This is a genomic window from Cupriavidus cauae (genome assembly GCF_008632125.1).
GTDB lineage: Bacteria > Pseudomonadota > Gammaproteobacteria > Burkholderiales > Burkholderiaceae > Cupriavidus > Cupriavidus cauae.
In genome coordinates this window covers 1-26,750 of sequence record NZ_VWRN01000050.1, presented here as the reverse complement: position 1 = coordinate 26,750, position 26,750 = coordinate 1, and the positions used below count along the sequence as shown (strand labels likewise).

Here is a 26,750-nt window from a genome sequence, read left to right as displayed (position 1 = left end):
CCCACCGGGGAACGTCTATCGAACTCGGCCATCGCAATGCGGCATTGGTAACGCCTGTAATGATCTCTACACAGTTGTAGAACACGCTACGAAGGCCTACGCTTGCAGCGATGACATACCTCGCTGCTCCCTGGCTCCTCCTTCTCGTTACGCTGCCCGCTGGCAGCACCACCGCTCGCATGCGGTTATGGCGCGCCGTGAATGCGCTTGGCTGCGCCACGCTGCGCGATGGCGCCTACTTGCTTCCTGCGTCCCCCGAACGCGCCGAGCGGCTGAACCTGTTGGCCACGGATGTGCGTCGTCACCAGGGAGAGGCTTGGCTCTTGGCTGTCAGCGCCGATGGGGAGCAGGAGCGCGCCTTTGCACTGTTGTTCGACCGCTCGCCGGACTACGCCCAGTTGCAGGCGGACATCGATCAAAGCGGCGCCGCTCTTGCGCAAAGCAATGCCGCCGAAGTCCGGCGCTTGCTTGACCGTTACCAACGCGCCATCAACGCCATTCGTGCCGTCGACTTTTTTCCCAACGACGCGTCCAACCGAGTGTCCGCGAGCTGGGACGCATTTCAGCGCGGGGCCGGTCGGGTTCTCTCGCCAGGTGAGCCGCACGCGGCGGACATGGGCATCGTTCCCAGGGATCCCGCCCAGTACCAGGGACGCCGCTGGGCAACACGGCGACATATTTGGATTGACCGCATCGCCTGCGCCTGGCTGATTCAGCGCTTCATTGATCCGCACGCGACATTCCTCTGGCTTGCTGATCCGCAGGCGTGTCCCGATGACGCGCTTGGATTCGATTTCGACGGTGCCGCTTTCACGCACGTGGGCCAGCGCGTCAGTTTCGAGGTGTTGTTGGCCAGCTTTGGGCTGGAGGAAGACCGCGCCCTTGCCCGCATCGCCGCGATCGTCCATGCCCTGGATGTCGGCGGGGACCCGCCCGCGGAGGCCGCCGGTCTCGAAGCGATGCTGTCAGGGCTGCGGCAGACCGCTCGGGACGACGACCAATTGCTCGCCGAAGGCATACCGGTTCTGAGCGCGTTGCATCGTCATTTCAGCACCCGGCCCAAGCGCTGATCTCTCACTTACCTATGCACCAATGAAAGCCGATCGCACTACCGTTCCGTCCCCCTCAGGGGGGTCTTACACCCTGTGGCAACTGGTGGCGTACATGCTGCGCCTGGGCACCCTGGGCTTTGGCGGCCCCGTGGCGTTGGCTGGCTATATGCATCGCGACCTTGTCGAGTCGCGCAACTGGTTCACCGAGGCCGACTACAAGGAAGGACTGGCCCTGGCCCAATTGGCGCCCGGCCCGCTGGCAGCACAGCTTGCCATCTATCTCGGTTTTGTCCACTACCGTATTGCCGGCGCGACCCTGGTCGGCATCGCCTTTGTGCTTCCGTCCTTCCTCATGGTGTTGGCGCTGGGTTGGGCATACGTGCGCTTTGGCGGCCTGACGTGGATGCAGTCGGTCTTCTACGGCGTGGGTGCCGCGGTGATCGGAATTATCGCGATCAGTGCGTACAAGCTGACGCGCAAGAGTGTTGGCGGTGACCCCTTGCTCTGGACCATCTATGCCGTCCTGGTCGCGGTCACCATCATCACGGAATCAGAGATCGCGTGGCTGTTCATTGCCGCCGGCGTCCTCGTGTGGTTCTGGCGCGCGCCGCCGAAGTGGTTCAAACAAGGTGGCATGCCGATCGCTGCTGCGTGGCAAATTGCGCCGGGCTCGGGAATTTTGACCAACTTCGATTTGCCGTTGCTGACGCAGATTGGGTTGTTCTTTGCCAAGGCTGGCGCCTTCGTCTTCGGCTCGGGCCTTGCCATCGTTCCGTTCCTGTACGGCGGCGTCGTGACCGAGCATCAATGGCTCAACGAAAAGCAGTTCGTCGATGCGGTAGCGGTGGCGATGATTACGCCGGGTCCCGTCGTCATCACGGTGGGCTTTATCGGCTATCTGGTGGCTGGGCTTCCCGGGGCCATCGTCGCTTCGTTGGCCACCTTCCTGCCGTGCTATCTGTTCACCGTGATTCCGGCGCCCTACTTCAAGAAGTACGGGAAGCTGCCTGCCATTGTCGCCTTCGTGGACGGCGTGACAGCCGCCGCAGTCGGGGCCATCACGGGCGCCGTCGTTGTGCTGGCTAAACGTTCCATTATCGATGCACCCACACTGGTGTTGGCGATCGTGACCGTGCTGCTGCTTTGGCGATTCAAGAAGTTGCCGGAACCGGCGATTGTCGCTGGCGCCGCGGCAGTGGGTCTCCTGGTGTATCCGCTGCTGCGGTCCTGAAACCCTGATGCGGGCGGCCAGGCACCCGTACCCATGAGGAGACGACCATGAAATGGGTCACCCGCGAAAGGCCAAAGATCGACCGCATTGCCTGTCCTTGGCTGATCGCCCGCTATATCGATGAGACGCCTGAGTTTTTGTATGTGCCGCCGGCCGACGTATTGGCTGTTGCACAAAGCACTGGCGCCGTTCCATATGATGTGCCCGATGTGGAGTTGTCGCATGTCGGCGACCATTGCAGCTTCGATGCCTTTCTCGATAAGTACGGATTAGCCGAGCCGGCCCTGCAGCAGCTTGCCGCCATCGTGCGTGGCGCGGACACATCGAGGCTGGACCTCACGCCACAGTCGGCGGGACTTTATGCCATCTCGCTCGGTTTATCGCGGCGCTTTGCCGACGATCACGAGATGCTTCGCCATGGCATGGTTCTCTACGATGCGCTGTACGCCTGGTGCAGGGATTGCCAATCGGAGACGCACAACTGGCCACCAGCGCAACGCATCTGAACGCAGCAGCTGGCAGCCTGCTGCGAGATCAATGGCAATGTCGAATGCCAGTCTTGTGGTCCATATGGCAGCCATTTCGATCGGTGCCGCCGCTATGCGACCACGCCGCAGTAGACGCGAAACCGAGGACCGCAAAGATAAGAACAATGGCGCTGCGCAGCATGATGTCTCCGTCCGTCTAGTGTTGATTTGACGGTAAGGTAGCACCGAAGACGCATTTGGCCATCCCTTCGCAAGGAGGGATGGCCACCTCCTCAAGCGCGGAGGCTTACTTCACCGCGAACCTGACGGTTACGGTTTTGCCATCGGCAAAGGCGACATTTGCCACCACCTTCGCACCGGGAGCCACGGCGATTTGTTCGGCGCCCACCAGCACATTTCCTTCCGCGGGCTTGAGCGCCGTCTCGCTCTTCTTGCTGCCATTGAGCACCGTCAGCTTGCCGCTCGCGCCCGCGACCGACTTCTTCTGGTCATGGTCGTCCACGTACAGGCTGACGTTGCCGTCCTTTGCCACCAGTTCGAACTGCATATCGCTCGCCGTCTGCACGACGCCGCCGTACTGCGCCGGCTTAGCGCCGTGCGCCATCGCCGTGCCCGAGATCGAGATGCAGATTGCGGCCAGCGCCGCGGCAATGCGTTGGTTCATAGTCCACTCCAAAAAACAGTGGGCGGCTCGAGGGCGCCGCCCTGACCCATTTCAATAGGCGTGCGTGCCGGCTTGGCCGGCGAGTTCTTCGATGGATTCACGCCCGAACAGCCATACCGCCAGCGGCGTCAGCACGGTGTCCAGCAAGGTCGAGCTGACCAGCCCCCCGAAGATCACGACGGCCACCGGATGCAAGATCTCCTTGCCGGGCGCATCGGCCGCCACCAATAGCGGCGTCAGAGCGAATGCCGCCACGAGAGCGGTCATGAGCACCGGGGTCAGACGCTCCAGCGAGCCTCTGACGATCATCGGCATGCCGAACGACTCCCCTTCGAGCCGGCAAAGATTGATGTAATGGCTGACCTTGAGAATGCCATTGCGCGTCGCGATGCCGGTCAGCGTGATGAAACCGACCATCGATGCGACGGACAACGTCAGGCCCGCGGCCCACATCGCAATGACGCTGCCAATCAGCGCGAAAGGTATGTTGGCCATGATGATCAGCGTCAGCCGATGCGCGCGATATCGGGAATACAACACCAGGTAGATCAACGCCAATGACATGACGGCCAGGAGAGCAATCAGCTGCGTAGCCAGCTCCTGCGCCTGGAATTGCCCCTCGATGCTGACGAAGTACCCGCCCGGCAGACTGGACTGCGCGACCGCGCCCCGTACTCCGGCGATGATGCGGCCCATGTCGGAGCCGTCGGTATTGGCGTAGACGACGATTCGTCGCCGGCCATTTTCCCGGCCGATCTGATTGGGGCCATCGCCCTCTTCCACCGATGCGATGGCGGCCAGCGGCACGGGCCCGCGTGGCGACTGGATCATGATGCGCGCCAGATCCTGTGGCGTGCGCTGCGTTTCGGCCAGCCGCACAACGAGATCATGACGTCTCACGCCCTCGATAACCTGGGATGCCCGTGCGCCTTCGGAGAGCGTCTGCATGGCGCCCAGCGCATCGCCGGGCGTGATGCCATACTGCGCGGCCTTTCGATAATCCAGGCGCACGTTCACCTGTGGAATCAATACCTGTCTCTCGACCGTGATGTCGACCAGGCCGGGCACCTGCGCCAGGCGACCGCGGACGGATTCCGCCAAGCCCCGCAGGGTATCGAGGTCGTCGCCGTAGATCTTCAGGGCGATCTGCGCCCGCACGCCCGACAGCAGATGGTCCAGGCGATGAGAGATCGGCTGCCCGATGGCGACGGATGCAGGCAGCGAGGAGAGTTGTGCGCGGATGGCGGCCATGACTTCCTCGCGGCTGCGATCGGAACGCTTCAGGTCGACATCGATCTCGGACGAATGCACCCCTTCGGCATGCTCGTCGAGCTCCGCGCGGCCAGTACGGCGGCCCACCTGCGTGACTTCCGGTACCTGGCGAATCAGCGATTCGGCCAAGGCGCCCATGCGGTTCGCCTCCGTCAGCGATGTGCCCGGATTGAACATCAGGGACATGACCAGCGAGCCCTCGTTGAAAGCCGGCAGGAAGGCCCGCGGAAGCCACGGTATCGATGCCGCCGCGATAAGCGCGGCGATCCCGGCGCCAGCGAGAATGACCCGGGCACGCGGAAACGACCAGTTCAGCACGCGCGTATCGACCCGCTTGAGCCATCGCACCAAGGGACTATCGGGATGGTCCAGGCGCTTCATGCCGGGAAGCAGGTAGTAGGACAGCACCGGTGTGACGGTCATCGACACCAGCATCGACGCAAGGATGGACACGATATAGGCCACGCCCAATGGCGCGAACAACCGGCCCTCGATGCCTGGTAGCGCAAACAGCGGCACGAACACCAGGACGACGATCAACGTGGCATAGACGATGCCCGAGCGCACCTCCACGGACGCGCGCCAGATCGTCTCCAGTACCGCAGGCGCCTCCGTCATGGTCTTGCGCTGCTTGAGCCGGCGCAGGATGTTCTCCACATCGACCACCGCATCGTCGACCAATTCGCCAATGGCGATGGCCAAGCCCCCCAGCGTCATCACGTTGATCGACTGGCCCAACACGTGAAAGGCCAGCGCCGTCACGGCCAGGGACAGCGGAATGGCGATCAGAGAAATGGCGGTCGTGCGAGCACTGAGCAGGAAGGCAAAGAGGATGATCGCGACCATGATGGCGCCGTCGCGCAGTGCCTCAACCACATTACCGATGGAAGCCTCGATGAAATCCGCTTGCCGGAACAGCACGCGCGGCGCTTCCAGGCCCTTGGGCATGCCCTGCTTGAGCTCGGCCAGCGCCGCTTCCAGTTCGCGTGTCAGCTTGACGGTATCGGCGTCCGGTTGCTTTTGCACACTGACAATAACGGCCGGCTTGCCGTTGAACCCGGCGTCGCCGCGTTTGACCGCGGGGGCATGGCGCACACTGGCGACCTGCTGGAGCAGCACCGGGGCACCATCGCGATATGCGACGGCCAGCCCGCCGAGATCATCCAGGCGCGTCGTACGGCCCAGGTTGCGAATCAGATATTCCCGGCCGTTCAGGTCGATGAAGCCGCCACTGCTGTTGCTGGCGAAGTCCCGCAGCGCGTCGGACAACTGGCCGAGCGAGATACCGAACTGCGCCATCCGTGCAGTGTCCGGTTCAACCCGAAGCTGACGGACTTCGCCGCCAATGGGAATCACCTGTGATACGCCCGGCACCGACAGCAGCCGCGGGCGCAGAACGAAATCGGCGTACTCGCGTGCCACCATCGGGCTGACGCTCTGAGCGTCGATCGGCAAGGCGATGAGCATGATCTCGCCCATGATGGACGAAACCGGCCCCATGATGGGCGTCAGTCCACCGGGCAATTGCTCCCGCACCAGCGCCAGGCGCTCCGACACCAATTGCCGGTTGCGATAGACGTCGCTCCCCCAATCGAATTCGGCATAGACAATCGACAGTCCCACGCCGGAGACCGAACGCACTCGCGTCACGCCAGGCATGCCATTGAGCGCGGTTTCGATGGGAAAGGACACCAGCAACTCGACCTCCTGGGGCGCCATGCCGCCTGCCTCCGTGATCACCGTCACCAGGGGCTTGTTGAGGTCCGGAAACACATCCACGGGCGTACGCCAGGCCGTCATGGCCCCGAACGCCATCAAAATCGTAGCCAGGGCCAGCACCACCAGCCGGTTGCCGAGGCTGGCACGAACTATCCAGTTGAACATGCCCGCCCCTACCGAATCTGGTTGATCAACGAGGCACCGCTGACCACCACGCGGTTCTCGGGGGACAGACCGTCAACCACGACGACATTGCGCGCATCCAGGACACGTACCTGGACGGGCTGTGCGATAAAGCGCTGGGTCCCGGACTTGATCCAGACACTGGTCTCATTGTTCTGCCCGCGGACCACCGCTTCGCTTGGCAGCACAATTCCCTTCACCGTGTCGGTCAGGTGCGCAACGACGGTCACGGGTTGCCCGACCGCAAGAGGGAGCGACGTCTGGCCGGCAAGCCGGAACGTCAGCGGTACCGCGCCGTTGCGCAAGCTGCGGCCCGCGCCGACAAACTGCAACGCCCCGCCCTGCACGTTTGCCAGGGCTCCATCCCGGATCCGGCCAGCGAGCGAGGCGTCGGCGCTCTGGGCCTCCACCATCAAGCGGGTCGGGTCGACGATTTCATACAAGACGTCATCACTTGCGGCGACTTGACCTGCGACGACGTTGGCCGAGGCGACAATGCCGCTCGCCGGCGCGCGCAGCGCATCGGTCTGATGCAGGCTGGTTCCCACGGCGGCGCGCTGACCGGACAGGCTCTGGACTTCGGCGCGTGCAGCTTCGATGTCCTTGCGGGGGATGCTGTCCTGCAGCGACTCCAGCCGCTGCAGGCGCTGTTGCGCGAGCTTCAAATTCGCGCTCAGGTTTGCCAGTTGAGCTTGCTGATTGCCGATGTCGAAAGGTTCGTTCTTGTGCCGCAACACCGCCATGACGTCGCCCTTTCGCACACGCTGGCCCAGCACAGGGAATCCGCCCGGCGGCGCCTCAAGCCAGCCGGGGTGTCCGGCCTGCAAGCGGCCACCCGCGTTCGGGTCCATCACCACAGTCGCATTGAGCTCCAGCGACACAGGATGCTCGCCAGCTTGCGGCATGATGGTACGAATGGCCATCCGGCGCTGCGCCAGCTTGGGCACCTGCACGCTGCCATCAGGAAGCCGCGCGAGCCCGGCCGCTGCAGTTGGCGCGGGTCCGTCAAGATGCTCGCCGTCGGGACCATGGGCGCCCGGAGCGGCCCAGGCGGGAACGATGGCGCTGAATTGGGCCGCGGCGGCGGCCACCAGCAGCGCCCGGCAGAATGTCGTGTTTTTCATGTGATGTCGGCCTATCGGTTCATCGCGCCAGTCCGACGGCGATACCGGCGGATCATGACGAACAGCCCCAGTGCGAGGACCACTGCGATCGCAGCGCCGGCCCAGGGCTTCCAGGCAACGTGGTCGTGGCCGTGTTCGTCGCCACCAACGGTGATACGCCCCTCGATCAGATCGGATTCGGCGCCGGCAACCAGCGTAAAGACGAGCGCATGCTGCCCCGGTGCCTGCAGCGCCTTCAGCAGTGCCGCATCGGTGAAGGAAAAGTCCCCCAAATCGGCATGCAGCTTGGCCTGCGCCTTGATTTCCCCTAGCTCGACCTCTAGCGTGCCTGCTGTCACTGGCTCGTTGGTCGCATAGCGATCGACGAGTATGGATAACTCATCGTCGTAGAGCGTCCCGACTAGCTCGAACGCTTCGGTGTTTGCTTCGATGGTCGGCCTTGTGGTCCCGGCCGAAGTTGCGGCCGGGGCGTCAAGATGTTCGCCACTTGGGCCGTGCGCGCCGGGGGCTGCGTATCCAAGGCCGCATCCGAACAGCAGCACAAGCGCGATGAGGCAACGATTCATGGCAATACTCCCAGAGCCTGATTGAGATTGGCGATGGCAGCGCCGCGCCGCGCGCGCTGTCGCGCTGCGTCGGCTTCGGCTTCCAGCGCCTGGTTTTGTGCGCGCAATACCTCGGTCAGGCCGATTTCGCCTGCATCGAAGGTCTTGCGCAGGAGGACCGCGCGCTCGGCGAGCATCGCGCTGCGCTGCTCACTGAGCTTGAGCTGCTGCTCCACCAGCGTGAGAGCCTGTCGCGATGCCTCCGCTTCGGACTGCACCACGCGCTCCATGCGCTCCCGCTCCGCGCGTGCGGTCATGACTTCGGTCTGAGCGGCAGTTTCCCTTGGCAGATTGCGGGCGTCCGTCGCAAACGGAATCCGAATGAACACGCCCACGGTCTGGTCGGACGGCGCGCCGCCACCGGCCGCATCACGGCGATAGGAGACCCCTACCTCCGGAGCGTCCCGGCGGGACTTCTGCAGATACCCGAGTTGTCGTTGCGCGCGGAGCAGGCCTCCGGCGGCGGCTTCCAGCGATGGGTGGGCCGAGACGGCCTCGGGCATGGCAGGTCGCTCCTCGTAGCGCAGCGGCAGCGCGGAGGCACCGGTCAATTGGAACAGCCGTGTTGACAGTTCGGTCATCCGTGCCTGGCTGTCGGTCAACAACGCGCGCGTGGCGAGAAGATCCTGATCCGCTAGCAGCAGATCGGTCCGGGCAAGATCGCCGGCGGAAACCCGTCGTGCCACATCGTCGCGCAAAGATGTGGCGTTTAGCACGCGTCGGCGCAACACTTCCTGCTCGGCCGCAGCCGCCGCAAGCTGCCAGACCCGATCCCGCAATTCGCCGGCAACGGCCAGCCTGGCAAGTCTCGCTCTGGCATCCGCCTCCGCCAGCTGGGCGTCAGCGAGCTCGCCCCTCGCCGCTCGCTGACCCGGCAGCCAGATAGGCACGCCAAGCGCGACTTCGCTTTCTCGAACGCCCCGCCCGTCCGTGAACCGGTCCCCACGATGACGCAGGTCGGCGACGGGAGGTCCGGCGATCAGCGAATCCGCCTGAATACGACTTGCAGCGGCCTCCTGTCGCCGCCCCTCGGCCGTCTGGAGCGCGACCGAACGCTCCCATGCGACCTCGAACAGGGACTGCAGGTCCGCTGGCGCGGATCGCTCAGCGGGCGCTTGGGCGTATGTAAGGGGCGACAGCACGAGCGCTGCCACCAGAAGTAGAAATGATCTCTGCATGAAAAACCCCAACGCGAATGGCTTGAAGAAGCAATGCGACGGGGCGCGACCCGTAAAAAGGCGTCGCAGCAGACGAACAAACGAACGCTACCCCGTCGTCAGACAGGAGCGTGAGGTGGGCGTAATGGTGGTGTGCCGGTAGGATCCGGTATCACAGCGCCGTCAAACAGGGGCGTCTGGTAACGCGGCGGCAGGACGGGAAGCGAGTAAGCCAGGCTTACCGTTCCCAAGAGGTTCGAGGCGAGCTCGAAGTCCAACTGGTGTGACGCCGAGGCGCTGGAGTCGTCCTCGTGGATATCGCCATCGTCGTCATGATGATGCGGCACGTGCTCGGCGTGGACAACCATATGGTCCAGCACCGGGCCGGACGCATGCGCGAATTGCCGCTCCACTGCAGCGAGAGCCTGCAGCGGGAGCATCAGCATCAAAAGGATGGCAACAATTCGCGACATGCGCCGGATTCTACAGGAATATGCCGGCGTCATTGGCGCACCCCTGCCGCGTAAAGGGCCGCCCAATCACCTGGTCGCCTCAATTGTCGGATGCGCGCGACAATGCCATTCCGCTATGCCAACCGCAATACGCCATGTCACTACGCTTAGCATCCCCGGCGCTCGCTGCCGCGATACTTTTTGGAGCCAGCACTCCGCTGGCCAAGGCTTTGACCGGGGGAATATCGCCGCTGATGTTGGCGGGACTGCTTTACTTGGGCAGCGGAATCGGCCTGCTCATCGCAATTGGTGCCCGCCGACTCTTTGGTGCGCGTCAAAGCGCCGAAGGCGGCACGCTTGCCATTCCCCCCGCAGAGTGGCCGTGGCTGCTTGCCGCGATTATTGCCGGGGGCGTCGCCGGCCCGGCCCTATTGATGACGGGCCTGAACGAGACAAGCGCCGCGACCGCGTCGCTGCTGCTGAACGTTGAAGGAGTGTTGACCGCCGTGATTGCCTGGGTGGTCTTCAAGGAAAACGCCGATCGTCAGATCGTTCTAGGGATGGTCGCGATCGTGGCGGGCGGGCTCCTGCTCTCGTGGCAGCCGGGCGAAGTCAGATTCGCATCGGGGGCGATTCTGGTCGTGGCAGCGTGCCTTTGCTGGGCCGTCGACAACAACCTCACACGCAAGGTTTCCAACAACGACGCGCTGGTCATTGCCTGCCTGAAGGGACTGGTAGCCGGCGTCTGCAATACAAGCTTGGCATTTGCCACCGGCGCGGATCTGCCGCCGTTTGCGAGCACACTGGCTGCCATGGTCGTGGGCTTCGCGGGATACGGCGTCAGTCTCGCCCTGTTCGTCATAGCCTTGCGCTGGCTGGGCACTGCGCGGACCGGCGCCTATTTTTCGATTGCGCCGGTATTTGGCGTCGTCATATCGCTGGCGATATGGCCCGACGTGCCAGGCGTCACGTTCTGGCTTGCCGCAGCTTTGATGGCACTCGGCATCTGGTTGCACCTCCGGGAACGGCACGAGCATGAGCATACCCATGACCCGCTCGAGCACAGCCATGCCCACCGGCACGACGCGCACCATCAACATGAGCATGACTTTCCGTGGGAAGGGGCCGAACCGCACCGCCATTGGCATCGGCATGAGGTGCTGATCCATCGGCATCCGCATTATCCGGACACGCACCATAGGCACAGCCATTAGGACACGTTCGAACCCGCCGAAAAGTCGCTATGCGGCGCTGCGTGGATCAACGCCATATTGGCGCACGTGTGTGCGCCACCCCACAGAAGCGAACCGGCGCGGCTACATCGCGCCTGGGCCGCCTCGCCCAACCCGCACAGCCCCACTGTATGGGCGGATTCGGAACCAAGGTACCAGCCCACGGGGAACGGTGGGTGCAGCGTGACGGACCTGTAATACTATGGCTACCCTCACCGCTTAACTGGCATGACTAACTTCGTTTTCGCGCTGACGCCGGCGCAACAGGCTGCGGTGACGGCGCGCCGGATGGCGCTGCAGCTGTCCGCACGCCAAGCGAGGTTCTTGGCCGTGGCTGCTGACCCCGATGACCCGCTCGGCATTGTGCGCGTGTTAGGACTCGACATCTCGACGCTGCAACCCTTGGCACCGCGCCCCTGGCTCGACATGGCTGCCCGCACAGCTAGCGTCAGCTACCGCGGTTCTTTGCCGTCGGACGTGCTGGCCTCCATGCTGGCCGAAGGCCGCGTGGTGTCCGAGTGGTTCCCTCATCTCGGGCACCTGCTGGATGAGACGCCGCTTTCACTGCTGATTCTCGCCATCGAGCAGCTCGCTAACCAGCAACACCTCCCCTTCACAACGCTCTGGCGGAATCTCGGGCAACTAGCGCAGGCGTGTCAGTCCCATCGGCTCGCGGGCTGGCTGGAACTGTTCGCCGAGCATGACACCTGATCGCTGACGGCCTCGTCCAGTCAGCGCCGAAGTCGCTGTCGCACGGTAATTTGCAGCGGACCATCTTTGCCGCGCAATCGTTCGGGTAGCGCCCGTGCCACGACACCATGCGACAAATCGCCAGGCCGTATGTGCGCAGACCACTGACCCAGGTCACGCTCATTGAGGGTGAGAGACGCGTTAAACGCGGACATGGCCCGCCACACCAGTTGCCGAAGGCCACGCGCGCTATAGTGTGATGGTTGCGTAGCAGTCGCGACCATGTTGGTTCGTGGCGCGCGAACGCCCCGCAGATAACCCAACGCATAGCAGAGCGGGTCATCGCGATCGCGCCAGTGAGCGTGCAGCGCCGCAGATAGCCGCCGGCTCACCGGCACCGCCCGCTCGATTTCTGCACAGATTTGTTACAATTTTTAACTCGATGAGCCAGCCCTCTTTTCATTGTGAGCGGCAATGGGAAACCCCGACGAACTAAGCAGAGAAGACCTGTTGCTCCGCCTCATCGAGCGCTACGTCATGATTGGTGGCCGTTACTACCGTGACATACCGGCGGAACAACAGGCGCAATACCTACCCGACGTCTGCGAGAGCGAATCGTATCGATGTGAACGGTTGCGACAGCTGCTATATGAGCACGGCGCATTTCGAGGAGTGCCTTTCCGAAAGGGACCGATCGAGGTGATGGACGCCTTTATTGCTCAAGGTCCGCAGCGGCTTGCGGCAGAGCGCGAGAGACAGCGCGCCAGTGCCGAAGAAGACGAGCAAATGCGGAACCGACTTCTTGCACGGCAAAGAGAGCGGGAACCTGAGATTGACAGGACCGCAGACAAGCACCGCCGGCTGAGCTGGCTACCTTATGAGTCGGGGCCCGAAGGCCAGATTCTCGACCTCGTCAGTGCAAGCGTCAAGAAGTTGCACGCGGTCCAAATCGCCAAGCTGCTCGAGATGGAAGTAGCCGATGTCCTGGAAGGACTGGCGTCGCTGATCAGGTCAGAACGCATTATTGCGAGCGGCGACGGCACGTTTAAACTGGCAGACGAATAACCTGCCGGGGAGACACGCCCCTTCGCACGCTACCTGACAGACTGAAGATGTAACATGGCCGCCGTACATCCAAAGAACACTTTAAGTTGAACCGTTCAACGGAGTAACAATTTTCTGCAAAGTTTGTTCAACTAAATTTGTTACTAGGCAAGCGACAAGCAGCGTCACGCCGTCAGTGTGTGAGTAACAAAATTACGCAAAACAACGCACGTTAATTTGCAGAAGTTTGTTACCCGTTTTTGCATAAATTTGTTACCCGCCCCCTAGGCGCTCACGGATGCTGGCAGTTCCGATGACGGGACAGCCGGAACCATGCTGGCGCGTTGTGCTCTCTACCGTTTGCACGTGCTCGCGCGCCCGCCTGCGAGATACCCCTGTCCGTGCACCATGCACGGCGGGCGATCGCCCTGTGCGCGGCGGGGCCACACGCCGACAGCATGACGGTCGCCGTGATGCCAACAAGGGGATTCGGCTTGAAGGATTCCGTGTTTTGAGCCGGCACCGCTCGGCAACGAAGGGGCAAGATTGCAACCCCTTGTTCGTCCGTACAGCCCGCTATGGACGCCCTTGCGGGTGTCATTTAGGCCCCAAATGCCTCTCCGATCTGCCGGGCCCGTTTGACTTCATCGCTATGCAGATAGACCGACGTCGTCGAGACGGACGCATGCCGCAGGTTGTCTCGAACGATGGTCAGTTCCGCGCCGCTTCCTAGCGCGTGTGTGGCGTGCGTATGGCGCATCCAGTGTGGACTGGCGCGGCGCAGCTTGTCCGCGGCCGCGGGATGGTCCGCACCAATGACATCCGCAGCCAGCTTGAAGAACCGCTTCACCACATGCCATAGCCGCGTGCTGGAGATGCCGATCTCGGGCTCGCCGCCCAGATCACCGACCAGGCGAACCTCGGGACGCCACAAACGCCGACTGATGGGCAGCCCGCGTTCCGTCAGGTAGCGCTCCAAGGCCCGCCGGGCCAACGGCGGCAAGGCCACCTTGCCGCTGCGCCCGCCCTTCCCGGTCAGCTCGAGCCATTCATCGCCTTCCGGGTCGATCCGAACATCCCCGAGCGTGACGCCTACCAGCTCGCTGGGCCGGAGCCCCGTCGCATAGGCAAAATCCAGCACGAAGCGCAGGCGCTGCGCCGCGGCGGCCTCCCAGCCGTGGGACCATTCAAGCCCGTCGGCAATGGTCCGCACCAACTTCCATTCACCGTCGGTAAAGGCGCGCGAATTGTCCAGCGCCGCGGTGCGGCCGCCGCCGCGCACCTTGATGCCGGCGAAGGGATTGGCCAGCACGTAGCGTTGCTCGACCAGCCAGCGGAACATCGCCCCCACGATGGTCAGGGCATGGGCGACCGAGCGTGCGGCCAGCGCACCGGTGAACGGCCGCCAGTCCGGCGACGAGCGCGGGCGTGGCGGCCCGACCCACCGCTCTCGTGGCGTGGGCCGGCGCAGGAAGGCGCGGTAGGCGACGGCGTCCTCGGTAGTCAACGACGACAGCGGCCGCTGACGCTCGACGATGGCCCACAGAATCAGCCGTTCCGCTTCCTTGCGGTAGGTGCGATGAGTGGCGGGCGACTCGTGCAGGGCCAGCCAGGCCTGCACCGCCTCGTAGTCGTTGTCCGCGGTCAAGGTGCAGCTCTCGCGCGGTGCGCGAAACCGCCCTTGCGAGCCGTCGACTTCATGAGGCAGGCGCAACTGCTCCCATGGCACGACGACGCTGCGTCGCTCCTGCACGATCAACGCGCGCGCCCGTTCGGTCAGCTCGGGATGCGCGGCGAAGAACGCCTCGATCTGCCTGGCGCTGGCAGCGCCCAGCCTCGGGATGGCCGCCCACCAGCGGCGGCGCCTGGGCACGCGCACGGTCAACGCCGCCAGCGTCTCGATGCCGTGGGCGCGCAAGGCGGCGACGGCGCGGGCCGGTAGCCAGCGGCCGATGTCGTCGGTGATCGCAGGCCGTGGCGTCGGCAGCGTGCGCAGGACCTCGATAGCACGGTCGGCCGCCCTGCCCTGCGCCACCCGCTCCGACGCCGGCATCTCGAACAACGCGGTCAGATCGTCGCGGCCGCGCTCGCGTGCCAGCGCGGCAAGCCGGCGGCGAATGCGACCGAGCACGGCGCGCGAGGATTGGCCGCGCGCCCTCTCCTGCCCCAGGTATTGCGCCACGGCTTGTCGGGAGCTCAGGCCGGCATGCCAGGCGCGCAGCGCGGCCAGGGAGGCGGCATCGGGGAATGCCGTGGAGGCATCGGCCGAGGCCGCATCCATACCGGCGCTGGCGGCAGATGCGGAGTTAGTTAGGGTCAGGCGCGATTTCATGGGGGCCAGTTTAGCGCACCCAAATGGCTATTACGATAAGAACACTTATCGTAATAGCGGTGTTCGTCGCGCGGCTCGTATCCAAGCGCGCCGTTCAAGCATTGTCCCGAGAAACGCCTTACGCAGCCGCTTGTGCAAGAAGGACTTATTCCGATGGATTATCGGGACAGGTAAATCACAATGGCGATCAGTCCGATCGCGGCGAAGGTCAGCAACAGGAGCGAGAGCACGGCACCACACAGAGGCGTTTCCGGCAGTATTCCGCAGCAAGGACATGCGCCGCCGTAGGCCGCTGCCCCATTTCGGCAAGGATTCGTCCTACAGACTCCGGCCTGCTATGTGCCGGCCACAGTCACAGACCGCGAGGCGGGACACTCCTCAGTAGGTGACCGTGACGGTGACCGTATCGACGTAGGTTCCCGCGATCGGCGTGATTTGCGCCGGCACACGGCCGTAGACGGTATAGGTCTGCGCGGTACCGGTTCCAGTGCCCGACAAAACACTCGTGCCGGCGGTGCCATCCCCCCAGGGGATCGAATAGCCCGCGTTCTGATACAGCTGGTAGCTGACCTGTTCTGTGCCGCCGCTGCGTTGCATGCGCCTGTTGCCGATGGAAGCGCCGGCTGACGTGCCAGCATTGATCGACAGGGTGTAGGGGCTGCCATTGGTGCAGCGGGCGGTAATGGTGCCAGTCGCAGTCGACGCGGCAGCCAGCACGCCGCGCGTGCCGAAGTCCACGTCGGTAGCTGTGATGACGCAGTCGCTGACGACGTTTGCCGTCACGGTGAAAGGAAAGCGCGCGACGGGGCTGGTCAGCGTGGCGCAGTTGGGGCCGATCAAGACGTACTCGGCATAGTTCATTTCGGTAAACGCCGACGTGAACGATGATTGATAGGCGCCGGCTCGGACTGCACTCTGGTTGGCCGGAACTTGGCCATACACCGTCACGGTCGCTTGCCCGGTACCGAGCGTCATCGGGATGTCGAGCTGGACGTAGCTGGTGCCCGACGCCCCGCGCGTGCCCCACACCGTGGTGTAGCCACTGTTCGCATAGAGGTTGTAGTTCAGCGTCCCGCTGCCACTGGTCAGGGTGCGAGGAAGCATGGTGGTGCCACCAGAGCCCGTGCCGATACCCAGGCAGACGCGCGCGCGCCCAAGCGCGAAGCCGGTGCACTGGATCGAGATCGTGCCGTTCGCCGTTGCGGCAGCGCCCGACACCGGGCTCACGCTATTGAAGACGACATTGGACGCGGTCGCCGTACAGGTCTGGCCGTGCGCCGTCAGCGGCAGCGCAAGCCCCCACAGAAGCACTGTGGCGAGGATGGTCAAGATGCCGGCGCGCTTCATCATGGCACCGGCTGGCAAGTGACGCGGCCCATCATCGGCAGCGGCGACGCGGAGGCCTGATAGCCAAACGTGGCGCGGCATCTGCCCGCCGGCGGCTCGGCTTCGATGACGTTGCGGTCCGACCAGCTGTCGAAGTAGACCAGGCCGTCGTAGCCGACCATCGTGGTGGCCAGTACGGTGCCGGCATCGTCGGCCGCCAACAATCGCGCCACGGTGCCGGCAGGCAGCGGCCGGCCGGCGTCATCGGCCAGCACCACCTGGCCACCGCGAATTGGCGTGATGTCGAAGTGCGCCAGCGCCCCCGCCTGCCAGGCCGGGGCGACGTTCAGTGTCGGCTGGCTCAGCCGGGTATTGGCCGGCAGCGCGAGCGCATCGATGCCCACGCGATTGGCCTGATACGGCATCAGGTTCGGTACGAGGAAATGCCCATTGCGATCGGTGACGCCAATCCGACGGTTCTCGACCAACACCGGTACGCCCGCATGGCCGCCCGTGGAAACCAAGGCAAAGCCATCGGTGACCCGGCGCGCGGGCAATACGGCCCCGTCCATCGCGACCACAGAGCCGGTCGCATTCAGGGCCGTGCGGACTTGCCCATCGAACGATTGCACGCCGCCAAGCAGCTCGCCATACGGGCCACGATAGGTCAGTTGGGCCAGCCCACGGGACAGTCCGGCGTTTCGGCTCCCCTGCACCTGCCAGCCCCAGCCGCCGTCAAAATCGGGCGTGCGGCCGGCGTTGGCGTAGAGCGTTGCCCTGCCTGCGTCGCTGCCCGCCGACACCGAGGCAGACCCTGATGGGCCGATGACGGCGGTGAGGGTCAACAGCACCCCTTGCAAGCGGGGTTCGGCGAAATCACGGTAGGCGCTCAGGCTCAGCGAATAGTCGCGGGCAAGCTGCGTCGTGAAGGCAATGGAGCCGATGCGCGAGCGGCCCAACAGTCCATCGTCCAGATGGACGTAATTGAGCGCCACATTGCCGTTGCGTGCCACCGGCATGGCGAAGGTCGCGCGGTACAACGCCGCCGGAAACGGTGCACCGGCGCGTGCAGCGAGGTCGGTGAACTTGCCCGCGGTGCGGCTACCCTGCAAGTCCAGGGTCAGTGCAGGCGTGCGCAACTGATAGCCCAGCGAGAACAGCGCCCCGTTGCCGCGGCCGCTGCTGCCCGCGGCCGCGGCGTTGATCACGCCGGCGCCGCCAAGCCGCCAGAGCAGGCCCGCGCCGCTGACGTAAGTGCCCGGCATCGCCTCGACATGGCCTTCGAGCGTCACCGCCGAGCTCCAGCCATAGCGCAGCGAGCCGCTCGCCGCAAGCTGGCTGCCATACTGGAAGGAGCTGACGCCGTACTGCTCGCGCAGGAAGCCGGCCTCGATGGCGTAATCCACCAGGCCCGCAGCCATCATGCGCGTATCGACATACAAGGGCACCGACGTGGCCACGTCGCGACCGAGCACATCGCGCATGACAATGGTGGCCTGACCCGCACCGGTCAACGCCGGCGCGCCGCTCAGCACGAACGGGCCGCTGGGCACCTGGCCGCTGTATTGGCGCACGTTATTGACATACAGGTCGACGGCGCTCGGCACCGCGGCAGTCGCGCCCAACTGCGGCACCGGATAGGTCACCATGTCGGGGCGCAGCGCAAAGTTGCGGCGATACTGCACGCCCCCGAGCCTGACAGATCGGCTCCATGACAGCGCGCCGGAAATCGTGTCGCCCACCTGCAGTGTCGTCAGGCCGGAAGGGTCGGGACGGGTGTAGCTGGTGTCGAGTCGGATGAACCGGTTCTGATCGCGATAGAAGGTCGCAAAGCCGGTATTGGAAATTACGCCCTGCGAGAAAAAGAAGCGCTGCTCGCTGTACAGGCCCACCGTAGCGGCTGTGCCTGGCTGCGCATAGGCGTCGTAGTTCAGCAGCAATCCAGTACCCGGCGTGACGGTGACGGAGCGACGCGGCATCGTCTCCACGAGGTGCGGCCGCCGGCGGGCGTTGTCTGCGGTCAGCCGTACCTGCTGGCGTGAAGCCATGTATTCGTAGGACAGGCCACCAATCCTGTCGAGCGCGATAGTGCCGTCCGGCCCGGCCGTCAGGTCATCGGTGCGAATGCCCATCTCATGCAACTCCTCCGGTGTGGCATACAGCCGGCCACCGCTCAACCGGAATCGCGCAACCAGACCGAGGGCATCGCCATTGAGAATCACGTCGAGCACTACCTCGAGCGGGGCCTCTTCTGCCAACGCATTGCCGGACTGCACCGCCGCTGTCAGCGATGTCGGCGCCGCTGCCTGGGCGGCCAGGGCGGGCGGGAAGCCCAGCGATAGCGTCCACGCCACCATGAGCATCCACTGCGGGTCGGCCCAACGTTGCCGCATGTGCCGGCGCTCGGCAGCCCGAACGGCGCCCGCCACAGCCCGGTCCGTCCTTACCTGGCATCGGCGCTGCCAGCCTCGCCGGGGGCTGCTACGCGGACTGCAGCGGTGATGCGAACGCCATTGACCGAGGCCTCCAGCCGCCAGCTCGTAGAGGGGGAGATCCGATAGTCGGCGGGCAGCGCCCACTGGCGACCGGAGCCGGCCAGCGCATAGCCAAGCAGCCCTCGCGTGACGGCGAGCTTGGCGCCGCTCTGTGCGACCAGTGTGACATCGCTGATTTGCGCATGGCGGTTACCGCCATTGCGTGCCTCGAGCCGCCATTGCGCACTGTCTTGCCGCAGCGTGAACTGCAAGGCAGGCGGTATTCCCTGAGGCGTGCCAACGAAGACCGGCACGGAATAGCGCAATTGCACCCGCACGCCGGCGGCGGGAGGCCCGCTTTGCGGCAGCTCGTCAATCAGCAAACGGTAGCTTGTTTCTGCGGCGCTGGCGGCGGTATGGGGATGCACCACCCGCACCAGCTGCTCCTCGCCCGGCGCAATGCGCACGATTGGTGGGCTTGCCACGACGGTGTCCGTCGGTTCCAGCACGTCGTCCAAGCCCGATTGCGTCCAGCGGAAGACGCGCACCTGCGCATGGATGGGCGTATCTCCCTGGTTGCGCAGTATCAGCGCGCCAGCGCCAGGCGCTGTCGGCATGTCGATACGGATCGGCGAAATCTGCAGCGCGGCGCCATGTGCGGCGCTGGCGAGCATGGCATACGTCAGCAGCGCAGCGCGACATCGCGCCGCCGGCGCCTTCGATCGCCGCACCCGTGTCGCGGGCGGGGCCACCATCAGAAATTAATGGTTGCCGTGATGTTCGACGTATAGGCACCGGCCGCGGGCGTGGTCTGCGGCGGTACGCGGCCGTACACCGTCAAGGTTTGGGCGGCGCCGTTGCCAGTGCCGGCGACCGTATCCGTGCCGGGCGTGTTGCCCCAGATCTGGGTACGAGCCGCGTCGCGATACAGCTGGTAGCGCACGGTTGCCGCAGCAGGCCCGGCCAGCAGCCGGTTCGCAATGGTGGACCCGGCCGCGGTACCGGCATCGAGGCCGACGTTATACGGCGCTCCGGTGGTGCAGGTGACGCTAACTGTCGTGGTCTGGTCGATATTGGCGCCCAGTACGCCCTGAGAGCCGAAATCCAGATCGGAGGCGGAAATGGCGCAGTCGTTTGCCAGCGTCAACCGCACCTGAAAGGTGGTGGTCTTGGTGGCCGCCCCCAGCCAACTCGGAAACAGTGCGGCCAAGACCAGCGTAGCCACGCGTCCGAGTTTTTGCTGCGGACGCAACAGGGAGAATCGCATGGAACCCCTCTCCTATTGGTGTTAAGCAAAGGCTAACGCACACCGATAAGGAAGTTTCCTGCTGCAACGTTTTGTTACCATGGTAAAACGGGCTTAAAACTCAATTTCGAGCAGGGAAAAATCCTGAGCCTCGGCCATCGGTTCGTCATGTCTGCGCGATGGCGGCGTCTGCGAGATGGAGTCGATCCTAAAAGCGGTGTTAAGCGCACACGACACTTGTGGTAAGGTTCCCTCCGTGCTGGAAATGACGCAGACATCCGGGATGGCGAGCCGCACCCCGAGCCGGGCCCATGTGGCGGCATGCGCGTCGCGCCATGGCATGCCTGGCACGATCATGGCGACGGCTAAAGCAATAGAACGGGTCTTCATGATGCATAGAGGAAGTACCCGCCTGTAAACGGCAGATTTCTTGCAACGTTCAGGGGTAATTGGCGTGCGCCGGGCTTGCCGACGCACGTGCTGCGTGCCTATGGGGACGTTCCCCTCGATGGCATAGGAGCCAGCGAGCCTGGCGCTGCGCTGGAGGAGCAAGACGAGTGAGGCTCGGACTTGAATCGCGGCATGCCGCCGAGCGCTTGCAGTCCCTCCCACGCCCCCTTATGGACGATGCGTTCGCGCAGCACTGTTACTAGAATTTTCTATGTCGACCTTCCCGTCCCGCTTGATGCAACGAGCCCGCTATCAGGATCAGCTCCGTCTGTGTCTGCTGGATGCCCACGGTTATTCGATGACGGAAGCCAGCGTGTCCTGCGCGCGGCACCAGCGGCTCATTGAAACCGCTCGGTGCAACGGCGTGTCGGCGGACAAGGTCGCTCGCCAGCTGGCCAGGCTCGATGTGGGTGCATACCGGCGGGCGTTGCCGAGCGATCGCCCATGGAACATGGGTTAGCGACCTCATGCAGTTCGGTTCAAGCAGTGGACGCCACCGGGGAGCGTGCAAATGACCGATTTCGTGTTTGACTGCCACGCGTGCAGGCAAGTCTTGCCGCTGGAGCCACATGGTCGCGTTGCGTGTCCCGCGTGCGACTCGACCGAAGGCACGGTAAGAATGCCAACTGGTCCCTTGGCGCAATGGTCGACTGGGTCATCCGACAAGCCAGTGAGCTGACGGACAGTGGTGCCCACCAGGATTGCTGACGGCTCCATTCGATGGCAGAATTCCCCCGCCCGCACCCCAATGCGGACATTGGCGCGACGCTCCCAGAAAGCTCGCGCTTTTTTTTTGCGCCAGCTCAAGGCCGTCATGACGGGGCTTGGCGATCGGCCTGCTCCTGGTCGTCGCGTTCGTATGGCAATCCGTCAGGGGAAAAACTGGCGAACTTCTGCACGACACCGGCAAGCGAGCGCCGTGCAGGTCGGATCCGCAATTCGTCGCCGATGCGCTCGATCTCCAGTTCGATATCCGTATCCTCGTATGCAAGCGCGGCCGGAATACAAACCGCGAACGCGTCGCCATACTGGAAGGCTCTCGTGATGGCCATTTTTCCTCCGACGGTCGTCACGTTGCAAGCGACCGGGCTTAGCGCTGCGCACAATAACCGGCAGCTGCTTCGCCGGTGACGGCGGCCCGCGACGCACCTAAGGCGAAGAAGGTAACCGAGTCTCAGCGATCCAGCCAAGCCGTGCACGGCCGCGCCCGGTTCACTGCAGTGGGGTAGCCCGGCCCAAGGTGAACGTCATCAGCCCCTCATCGAGCGCCTTTTTGATACAGCCAATCAATTGGCCGGAGGCCTCCGGCGTCAAGCTCAACACGGTGCGCATCCCTTCCACCTGGCCGGAGATGCCCATGACGACATTGATCTCGACGCGGTTGCCCTTCAGCGTCACGCTCAACGGCCCGTCAACGGGAATGGTGAACGAGCGGTTTTGCACCGCGGCGTCGTCGGCTGGCTGCTGTGCGCTCGCGTCATTGTTATTTTCGGCCACTTGATGTCTTGTTTGATTTTAGGGAAACGCCGTAACGTCACGTCGTGCGCTGATCCGGCACTAAGCATAAAGCAGGAACCCGGCGGTGCACGCCATTATGCCCGCCGACAGTTGACGAGGCCGGCAGCCTGGAGGCAAGTCGCCGAGAAACTGTGACTTATTTGTATCTAACAATCACGGTTGGTGGCCGCGGCAAAAAATGCCTGAAAAAAGACGCCCGCCGAAGCGGGCGCTACGCCGGGTTGGGAATCCGGCGAAATCGATCGTCCGGTGAACACGGCGCGCTAGCGGCGGTCCGAAAAGGGGCCTGAGTGTGCTGTCAGGTGCTGCAGCAGCACGGCGTCCTCCAACGGCGCCGGCGCTGGCTCCAGGTGCAACACCGGGGCGTCGGGAAACATCGCCGCGATCAGATCGGTCGGCATCGGTTCGGTCGGCAACGGTCCCAGTTGCATGACCCGGCTGCCTTGTACTTCCGCCACCATCCAGCCTTCTGGTACACGGTAGAGGGCGGCAATCAACGGGTCGTCGGCTCGGTCGGTCATCGCACACCTGAAAGTGGGCACGGCAGCGATTGTAGAGTCCAGTCGCCATAAAGTGCCAGAGACGGTACATAATCCGCGTTGGAAAAACCACACTGTCCCGCGCGATGAATCTGGCCCGACTTGAGGCAACTCTGCTCCTGCTGCACACGCAGGCGGCCGCACAACGCCGTCGCCTATTCAGGCAACGCTGGCGCCCTGGCCGCATTTGTGTGGCGCATGCGAACAGCGTGCTGTGGTGCTTGCATGCCCGTATCGCCCTGCTCGAGCGCTACCTGACGAGCGCGAAGGCACAACGCCAATCCGACGAGCGAGCGTGGATTTGCCGCCCATGGCTAAGGTGTAGCGAATGGGCGACCCGCGCACGACAACGATGACCTCAGCTCCAGACACCGCCATTGCTCCCTTGCCGCCGCAGCCGATGACGGCTGCCCGCTTTTCGCCGGCCGCGTTGATGGTCCCGCTTGCCTTGATGCTGGTGGCCGCGATCACGGCGCTGACAGCCACCGCCCTGCTGCAGATGCGCCGGGACGCGCTGGCCAGCGCCCGGGAGGCATCGGCCAACCTCGCGCTGACTCTGGAGCGCGGCATCGCGCGCAACCTCCAGCTGCACGAGGCGTCGATGCGTCATGCCCTCGATGCCATGCGCAATCCCGCCGTCATGGCGTTGTCGCCACCGCTGCGCCAGCGTGTGCTGTTCGGAGCGTTCAACGAAACGGAGGACACTGGTGCATTACTGGTGGCCGACGCGCAGGGGCGCCTGATCCTCGATTCCCGGCACTGGCCGCCGCGCCCGGTGAACCTGGCCGATCGCGACTACTTCATCGCGCAACGAGACCTGGGGCAGTCCGCGGTCTACTTGAGCCGCCCGTTCCAGCCTCGCTTGGTACCCGACAACCCGACCTCGATCGCACTGAGTCTGCGCGTGCCCGGCCCCGACGGCCAATTCGCTGGCATCGTGGCCAGCACGCTGCGGCTGGAGTACTTCCGCAAGCTGTTCGCCGGCGTGGCCCTGGGCGAGGGCGGCGCACTGGCGTTGATGCGCCACGACGGCACCATCCTCATGCGCCGCCCCATGGATGCCAGTCTGATCGGCCGCACGGTGCCGACCACGCCCGCGTTTGCGCCCATACTTCGTGAACCGCATGGCGAACTGATTGCGGCGGGCACCGTCGACGGCATACGGCGCCTGTACAGTTTCCGCCGGGTCGATGGCTTTCCGCTGACAGTTGTGGTGGGGCGCGCCATGGACGACGTGCTGGCGGTCTGGCGCACGCGAGCCTGGTGGTTTGCTGGGCTGGTGATGGCGATGAACCTGGCCATCGTGACATTGGCCGTCTCGCTGGCCCGGCAATGGCGGCGACGCCTCGCGGTCGAAGCGCACCTGCGCTGGCTGGCGGACACCGACGGCTTGACCGGCTTGGGCAGCCGCCGCGCCCTGGATGAAATTGCCGACCGTGAATGGCGTCGCAGCCGGCGCGAGCTGCAGCCGCTGTCGCTGTTGATGATCGACGTGGACTATTTCAAGCAGTTCAACGACCGCTACGGCCATGTGGCTGGCGATGATGCGCTCGCCGCCGTGGGCAAATGCGTTCGCCAGCAGTTGCGCCGTGCGGGCGACTACGCGGGACGCTATGGCGGGGAGGAGTTTGCCGTGTTGCTGCCCGGCACCGACGCGGCGCGCGCTGCGGCCATCGCCGAAGCTGTGCGGGCGTCCGTCCTTGCGCTCGGCGTAGAGAACGCAGGAAGCCCCTTTGGCCGAATCAGCGTCAGCGTCGGCGTGGTGACCGAAGGCAATGGTGGCGCATCGCCCGTGTATCCCGACCTGCGGGCGTTCTTTCGTGCAGCGGACGAGGCGTTGTACCGGGCCAAGCGCGCCGGCCGCAACCGCGTACTGAGCCTGCGCGCGGTCGATTCACCAGCATGATGGCGGCCGCACCCAAGGATTCGCACCATTTCAACGGCGCCTGCAGCCGAGCGACAAATTTTGGCGCTGAGCCGGCGCCTGGTTTCGCCCAGATGGCAACTGGGTAGGTCTTCAACACGAACCCCGCATGCCGCATTGCGGCGCCCCGAGAGGCGCTGACCGCTTCTGCAGACGGGCACGGAGACCGACGCCAGGCACAGTGGCGTACCCCCTTGCCGAGTCCACTTCATGGCTCGTGCGCTATAGCGCGAGGCCGGGATCGCCGCTGACGGCCTCAGCGCCTGGCCCGGTTTCGCAACGGTGGCCACGGTATAGTATCGACGGGCTGGCAATGTCGGGAGCGCATCGGATGCGAACAAAAATACGAAAGTCGGGTAAGGGCACCTCGCTCCGGCGCCCGGCCGAGATCGCGGAAGCGGCCAAGGATGCGTATGACGTAGAGGCTCTGATCGCTGGCATCACACCTGAAAACCGCCACGGTGAAGTGGATTTCGGCCCGGCCGTGGGCCAGGAACGGCAGACCTCTGGCCATCAAACGGCGTCTGCCCAGCCCCGTTCACCGAGCAGACGCCGGCCATGATGGCTGCCGGCCACCGCGGGCACAGCGGCTCCGCTTCCAGGCTACGATACAATCGATGCATGAAACCCGTGGATGGCTCGCGCATACGCTATGGCGACCAAGTGCGCCTTGCGTTGATTGATGGCCATCACTATTCGATGGCTGAGGCGACGCGCGCTTGTGGTTTGTATGGTGGGCTGATTGAAACAGGGCGCCGCCTCGCCAGCCCGGCGTCACTTGTAGCGGTGCAGATCGCGCGCCGCGACCGCGCTGCCGCCAGTGCCCTGCAGCTGGAACGGCGCGGCAAGGCACCCCCGCGTCGACCGTTTTAGCCCGCCTGCCGTCACAGGCGGGCTTTTTGTCGCCTCACCGTATCGGCAGCCGATCGGTGCGCTTCATCCCTGGTCGCACCAGCCTACTGGCTACGGCCGACTGTCCCAGAACATCCGCAAAACGCGACCACGATGCCCAACGGATAGCTGCCGGCCCGGTCGGTGCCCTGATTTCGGGACCGTAGACGGTTGACGGCCGCCGGCGGTCCCTCGTGCGCCCGGCCCGCCAGCGCCGCCCCTCACCCTCGAGACTGGTGGTCGGCCGATCGCCAATGCAGAAGCGACGCTCCCTGTTCATCGCTGCGCAAGCGCACACAGTAGAGGGGATCCTGGCGGTGGGAAGGGTGGCTGCCGGCTTCAATATCGTCCAACCAGCGCGTGATGGCGCGATGCTCGCTATCGATCTCCCAGCGCGCGGCAGTCCGGAACAGGTCAAGCAAAGGGGAGTCCCGATTCCATTCGCAGCAGGGCCATACCCGTTGCATGAGGTAAAGATAACCGTCCGGGGACACCTGCGCTCCCTCCTTATAGGAGAGCACTCCAGCATCGCGCATCGCGTGCGATTCCTTCAGAAAGCGATACATCTCTTGCTGCGCGAGCCGCGACGGCAGCGCCCTGCCCTGGCTTCCCCAGTCCAGCTCCAGGTCCTGCACCGCCACTTCAAACGGGCATTGCAACGGCTCTTGCCCCAACTCATCAGGCTGGGTCTGGATCCAACAGAACGCGCCGAACCCGGCGTTGACGCGTTCCCACCGGCACGCGCAGGTGCCATGGCGCTGCCGGATCTGCTGCTGGACGGACTGGCAGTACCACGCTGGCGAGCCTTCGGACGTATCGCCGCTGTCCTTGTAGAACGCAAACAGGGCGTCAAACCGCAAGCCACGCTCGCCAAGGCGCGCCAGCTCGCGACTGACTGCGCGCGGAAAACGCGCCTGATGGACGACCCAAGCGTCACCGCGGTCGGCAAGCAGTGGCTCGAGCTCGGTGGGCAGGGGGGCAAGCGTGTGCAGCTGGCCAAGGGCCTGCGCCATCGTGACTGCGCCACGATGCGTCCCTGCCTCGGACCGCCACAGCTCGCCTGCCTGCATCCGCTTGGAAGCGTCGCACGCGTCGCGCACCCACGCTGCCAAGGTCAGCAGCGCCCCGGGCTCGCGC

General features: G+C 64.5%; 24 protein-coding genes and 1 pseudogene. 8 read left to right on the top strand and 17 right to left on the bottom strand.

Going from position 1 to position 26,750, the window contains the following annotated elements:
* Positions 1 to 110: 110 nt before the first annotated feature.
* The 3 genes from F1599_RS18820 to F1599_RS18810 are packed head-to-tail and all read left to right on the top strand — an operon-like array spanning position 111 to position 2,789.
* Positions 111 to 1,070 carry a chromate resistance protein ChrB domain-containing protein gene (locus tag F1599_RS18820; protein ID WP_053821819.1) on the top strand — a complete coding sequence of 320 codons (960 nt, stop codon included), beginning with the start codon at positions 111 to 113 and terminating at the stop codon, positions 1,068 to 1,070.
* A 22-nt stretch (positions 1,071 to 1,092) separates the two neighbouring features.
* A complete protein-coding gene (locus F1599_RS18815; RefSeq protein WP_053821818.1) occupies positions 1,093 to 2,283 on the top strand; it encodes a chromate transporter in 1,191 nt (396 codons plus the stop codon).
* A 47-nt stretch (positions 2,284 to 2,330) separates the two neighbouring features.
* On the top strand, positions 2,331 to 2,789 hold the full coding sequence (locus F1599_RS18810) for a chromate resistance protein ChrB domain-containing protein (protein WP_053821817.1): 459 nt from the start codon (positions 2,331 to 2,333) through the stop codon (positions 2,787 to 2,789).
* A 28-nt stretch (positions 2,790 to 2,817) separates the two neighbouring features.
* Here F1599_RS18810 and F1599_RS18805 read toward each other — a convergent pair whose 3' ends face one another.
* The 7 genes from F1599_RS18805 to F1599_RS18775 all read right to left on the bottom strand — a co-directional run bounded on the left by F1599_RS18805 (position 2,818) and on the right by F1599_RS18775 (position 9,968).
* A complete protein-coding gene (locus F1599_RS18805; RefSeq protein ID WP_099047658.1) occupies positions 2,818 to 2,952 on the bottom strand; it encodes a YHYH domain-containing protein in 135 nt (44 codons plus the stop codon).
* A 105-nt stretch (positions 2,953 to 3,057) separates the two neighbouring features.
* Entirely contained in the window at positions 3,058 to 3,435 is a 378-nt protein-coding gene (locus F1599_RS18800) for a hypothetical protein (protein WP_053821816.1), read from the bottom strand.
* 51 nt (positions 3,436 to 3,486) lie between these two features.
* Positions 3,487 to 6,591 carry an efflux RND transporter permease subunit gene (locus F1599_RS18795; RefSeq protein ID WP_053821815.1) on the bottom strand — a complete coding sequence of 1,035 codons (3,105 nt, stop codon included), beginning with the start codon at positions 6,589 to 6,591 and terminating at the stop codon, positions 3,487 to 3,489.
* An 8-nt stretch (positions 6,592 to 6,599) separates the two neighbouring features.
* Complete coding sequence (locus F1599_RS18790; protein ID WP_053821814.1) at positions 6,600 to 7,733, bottom strand: efflux RND transporter periplasmic adaptor subunit; 1,134 nt, start codon at positions 7,731 to 7,733, stop codon at positions 6,600 to 6,602.
* Positions 7,734 to 7,744: 11 nt separating this feature from the next.
* Positions 7,745 to 8,299: a hypothetical protein gene (locus tag F1599_RS18785; RefSeq protein WP_053821813.1), complete on the bottom strand. Its 555-nt coding sequence runs from the start codon at positions 8,297 to 8,299 to the stop codon at positions 7,745 to 7,747.
* Positions 8,296 to 9,516, bottom strand: coding sequence for a TolC family protein (locus tag F1599_RS18780; RefSeq protein WP_061959896.1), 1,221 nt, complete (start codon positions 9,514 to 9,516; stop codon positions 8,296 to 8,298). The genes F1599_RS18785 and F1599_RS18780 overlap by 4 nt, the downstream gene beginning before the upstream one ends.
* A 98-nt stretch (positions 9,517 to 9,614) precedes the next feature.
* The gene (locus tag F1599_RS18775; RefSeq protein WP_053821811.1) at positions 9,615 to 9,968 is read right to left on the bottom strand and encodes a hypothetical protein; all 354 of its coding nucleotides are present in this window, start codon (positions 9,966 to 9,968) and stop codon (positions 9,615 to 9,617) included.
* 134 nt (positions 9,969 to 10,102) lie between these two features.
* On the opposite strand from F1599_RS18775, the gene F1599_RS18770 reads away from it, so the two are divergent.
* From F1599_RS18770 to F1599_RS18760, 3 genes are all read left to right on the top strand, one after another.
* Positions 10,103 to 11,161, top strand: coding sequence for a DMT family transporter (locus tag F1599_RS18770; protein ID WP_053821810.1), 1,059 nt, complete (start codon positions 10,103 to 10,105; stop codon positions 11,159 to 11,161).
* A 246-nt stretch (positions 11,162 to 11,407) separates the two neighbouring features.
* Positions 11,408 to 11,890, top strand: coding sequence for a hypothetical protein (locus tag F1599_RS18765; protein ID WP_053821809.1), 483 nt, complete (start codon positions 11,408 to 11,410; stop codon positions 11,888 to 11,890).
* Positions 11,891 to 12,379: 489 nt separating this feature from the next.
* The gene (locus tag F1599_RS18760) at positions 12,380 to 12,934 is read left to right on the top strand and encodes a hypothetical protein (protein ID WP_147309056.1); all 555 of its coding nucleotides are present in this window, start codon (positions 12,380 to 12,382) and stop codon (positions 12,932 to 12,934) included.
* Between the two features lie 580 nt (positions 12,935 to 13,514).
* Here F1599_RS18760 and F1599_RS18755 read toward each other — a convergent pair.
* From F1599_RS18755 to F1599_RS18715, 9 genes are all read right to left on the bottom strand, one after another.
* A complete protein-coding gene (locus F1599_RS18755; RefSeq protein WP_149320008.1) occupies positions 13,515 to 15,245 on the bottom strand; it encodes a phage integrase family protein in 1,731 nt (576 codons plus the stop codon).
* 378 nt (positions 15,246 to 15,623) lie between these two features.
* Positions 15,624 to 16,595: a Csu type fimbrial protein gene (locus F1599_RS18750; RefSeq protein ID WP_170265944.1), complete on the bottom strand. Its 972-nt coding sequence runs from the start codon at positions 16,593 to 16,595 to the stop codon at positions 15,624 to 15,626.
* Entirely contained in the window at positions 16,592 to 18,964 is a 2,373-nt protein-coding gene (locus F1599_RS18745) for a fimbria/pilus outer membrane usher protein (RefSeq protein ID WP_149320268.1), read from the bottom strand. The genes F1599_RS18750 and F1599_RS18745 overlap by 4 nt, the downstream gene beginning before the upstream one ends.
* Before the next feature lie 50 nt (positions 18,965 to 19,014).
* Entirely contained in the window at positions 19,015 to 19,719 is a 705-nt protein-coding gene (locus F1599_RS18740) for a fimbrial biogenesis chaperone (protein ID WP_149320269.1), read from the bottom strand.
* An 80-nt stretch (positions 19,720 to 19,799) separates the two neighbouring features.
* The gene (locus tag F1599_RS18735; RefSeq protein ID WP_149320270.1) at positions 19,800 to 20,312 is read right to left on the bottom strand and encodes a Csu type fimbrial protein; all 513 of its coding nucleotides are present in this window, start codon (positions 20,310 to 20,312) and stop codon (positions 19,800 to 19,802) included.
* Between the two features lie 93 nt (positions 20,313 to 20,405).
* Positions 20,406 to 20,681, bottom strand: a complete 276-nt coding sequence (locus tag F1599_RS18730; protein ID WP_149320271.1) for a hypothetical protein — start codon at positions 20,679 to 20,681, stop codon at positions 20,406 to 20,408.
* 872 nt (positions 20,682 to 21,553) lie between these two features.
* The gene (locus tag F1599_RS18725) at positions 21,554 to 21,793 is read right to left on the bottom strand and encodes an AbrB/MazE/SpoVT family DNA-binding domain-containing protein (RefSeq protein WP_149320289.1); all 240 of its coding nucleotides are present in this window, start codon (positions 21,791 to 21,793) and stop codon (positions 21,554 to 21,556) included.
* A gap of 160 nt (positions 21,794 to 21,953) precedes the next feature.
* Positions 21,954 to 22,238 (bottom strand): hypothetical protein, encoded by a 285-nt coding sequence (locus F1599_RS18720; protein ID WP_149320280.1) that lies wholly within the window; start codon positions 22,236 to 22,238, stop codon positions 21,954 to 21,956.
* Between the two features lie 284 nt (positions 22,239 to 22,522).
* Positions 22,523 to 22,780 (bottom strand): hypothetical protein, encoded by a 258-nt coding sequence (locus F1599_RS18715; RefSeq protein WP_149320281.1) that lies wholly within the window; start codon positions 22,778 to 22,780, stop codon positions 22,523 to 22,525.
* 346 nt (positions 22,781 to 23,126) lie between these two features.
* On the opposite strand from F1599_RS18715, the gene F1599_RS18710 reads away from it, so the two are divergent.
* Positions 23,127 to 24,704 (top strand): sensor domain-containing diguanylate cyclase, encoded by a 1,578-nt coding sequence (locus F1599_RS18710; protein WP_223819759.1) that lies wholly within the window; start codon positions 23,127 to 23,129, stop codon positions 24,702 to 24,704.
* A gap of 639 nt (positions 24,705 to 25,343) precedes the next feature.
* A complete protein-coding gene (locus F1599_RS18700) occupies positions 25,344 to 25,595 on the top strand; it encodes a hypothetical protein (protein WP_150084112.1) in 252 nt (83 codons plus the stop codon).
* A 239-nt stretch (positions 25,596 to 25,834) separates the two neighbouring features.
* On the opposite strand, the pseudogene F1599_RS25955 reads toward F1599_RS18700, so the two are convergent.
* Positions 25,835 to 26,750, bottom strand: a pseudogene (locus tag F1599_RS25955) (hypothetical protein); the annotation flags it as partial.

Coding starts and splice junctions, on each gene's coding strand:
- F1599_RS18820 (WP_053821819.1), top strand. CDS start 111: ATGACATACCTCGCTGCTCCCTGGCTCCTCCTTCTCGTTACGCTGCCC.
- F1599_RS18815 (WP_053821818.1), top strand. CDS start 1,093: ATGAAAGCCGATCGCACTACCGTTCCGTCCCCCTCAGGGGGGTCTTAC.
- F1599_RS18810 (WP_053821817.1), top strand. CDS start 2,331: ATGAAATGGGTCACCCGCGAAAGGCCAAAGATCGACCGCATTGCCTGT.
- F1599_RS18805 (WP_099047658.1), bottom strand. CDS start 2,952: ATGCTGCGCAGCGCCATTGTTCTTATCTTTGCGGTCCTCGGTTTCGCG.
- F1599_RS18800 (WP_053821816.1), bottom strand. CDS start 3,435: ATGAACCAACGCATTGCCGCGGCGCTGGCCGCAATCTGCATCTCGATC.
- F1599_RS18795 (WP_053821815.1), bottom strand. CDS start 6,591: ATGTTCAACTGGATAGTTCGTGCCAGCCTCGGCAACCGGCTGGTGGTG.
- F1599_RS18790 (WP_053821814.1), bottom strand. CDS start 7,733: ATGAAAAACACGACATTCTGCCGGGCGCTGCTGGTGGCCGCCGCCGCG.
- F1599_RS18785 (WP_053821813.1), bottom strand. CDS start 8,299: ATGAATCGTTGCCTCATCGCGCTTGTGCTGCTGTTCGGATGCGGCCTT.
- F1599_RS18780 (WP_061959896.1), bottom strand. CDS start 9,516: ATGCAGAGATCATTTCTACTTCTGGTGGCAGCGCTCGTGCTGTCGCCC.
- F1599_RS18775 (WP_053821811.1), bottom strand. CDS start 9,968: ATGTCGCGAATTGTTGCCATCCTTTTGATGCTGATGCTCCCGCTGCAG.
- F1599_RS18770 (WP_053821810.1), top strand. CDS start 10,103: ATGTCACTACGCTTAGCATCCCCGGCGCTCGCTGCCGCGATACTTTTT.
- F1599_RS18765 (WP_053821809.1), top strand. CDS start 11,408: ATGACTAACTTCGTTTTCGCGCTGACGCCGGCGCAACAGGCTGCGGTG.
- F1599_RS18755 (WP_149320008.1), bottom strand. CDS start 15,245: ATGAAATCGCGCCTGACCCTAACTAACTCCGCATCTGCCGCCAGCGCC.
- F1599_RS18750 (WP_170265944.1), bottom strand. CDS start 16,595: ATGATGAAGCGCGCCGGCATCTTGACCATCCTCGCCACAGTGCTTCTG.
- F1599_RS18745 (WP_149320268.1), bottom strand. CDS start 18,964: ATGCGGCAACGTTGGGCCGACCCGCAGTGGATGCTCATGGTGGCGTGG.
- F1599_RS18740 (WP_149320269.1), bottom strand. CDS start 19,719: ATGCTCGCCAGCGCCGCACATGGCGCCGCGCTGCAGATTTCGCCGATC.
- F1599_RS18735 (WP_149320270.1), bottom strand. CDS start 20,312: ATGCGATTCTCCCTGTTGCGTCCGCAGCAAAAACTCGGACGCGTGGCT.
- F1599_RS18730 (WP_149320271.1), bottom strand. CDS start 20,681: ATGAAGACCCGTTCTATTGCTTTAGCCGTCGCCATGATCGTGCCAGGC.
- F1599_RS18725 (WP_149320289.1), bottom strand. CDS start 21,793: ATGGCCATCACGAGAGCCTTCCAGTATGGCGACGCGTTCGCGGTTTGT.
- F1599_RS18715 (WP_149320281.1), bottom strand. CDS start 22,780: ATGACCGACCGAGCCGACGACCCGTTGATTGCCGCCCTCTACCGTGTA.
- F1599_RS18710 (WP_223819759.1), top strand. CDS start 23,127: ATGGGCGACCCGCGCACGACAACGATGACCTCAGCTCCAGACACCGCC.
- F1599_RS18700 (WP_150084112.1), top strand. CDS start 25,344: ATGAAACCCGTGGATGGCTCGCGCATACGCTATGGCGACCAAGTGCGC.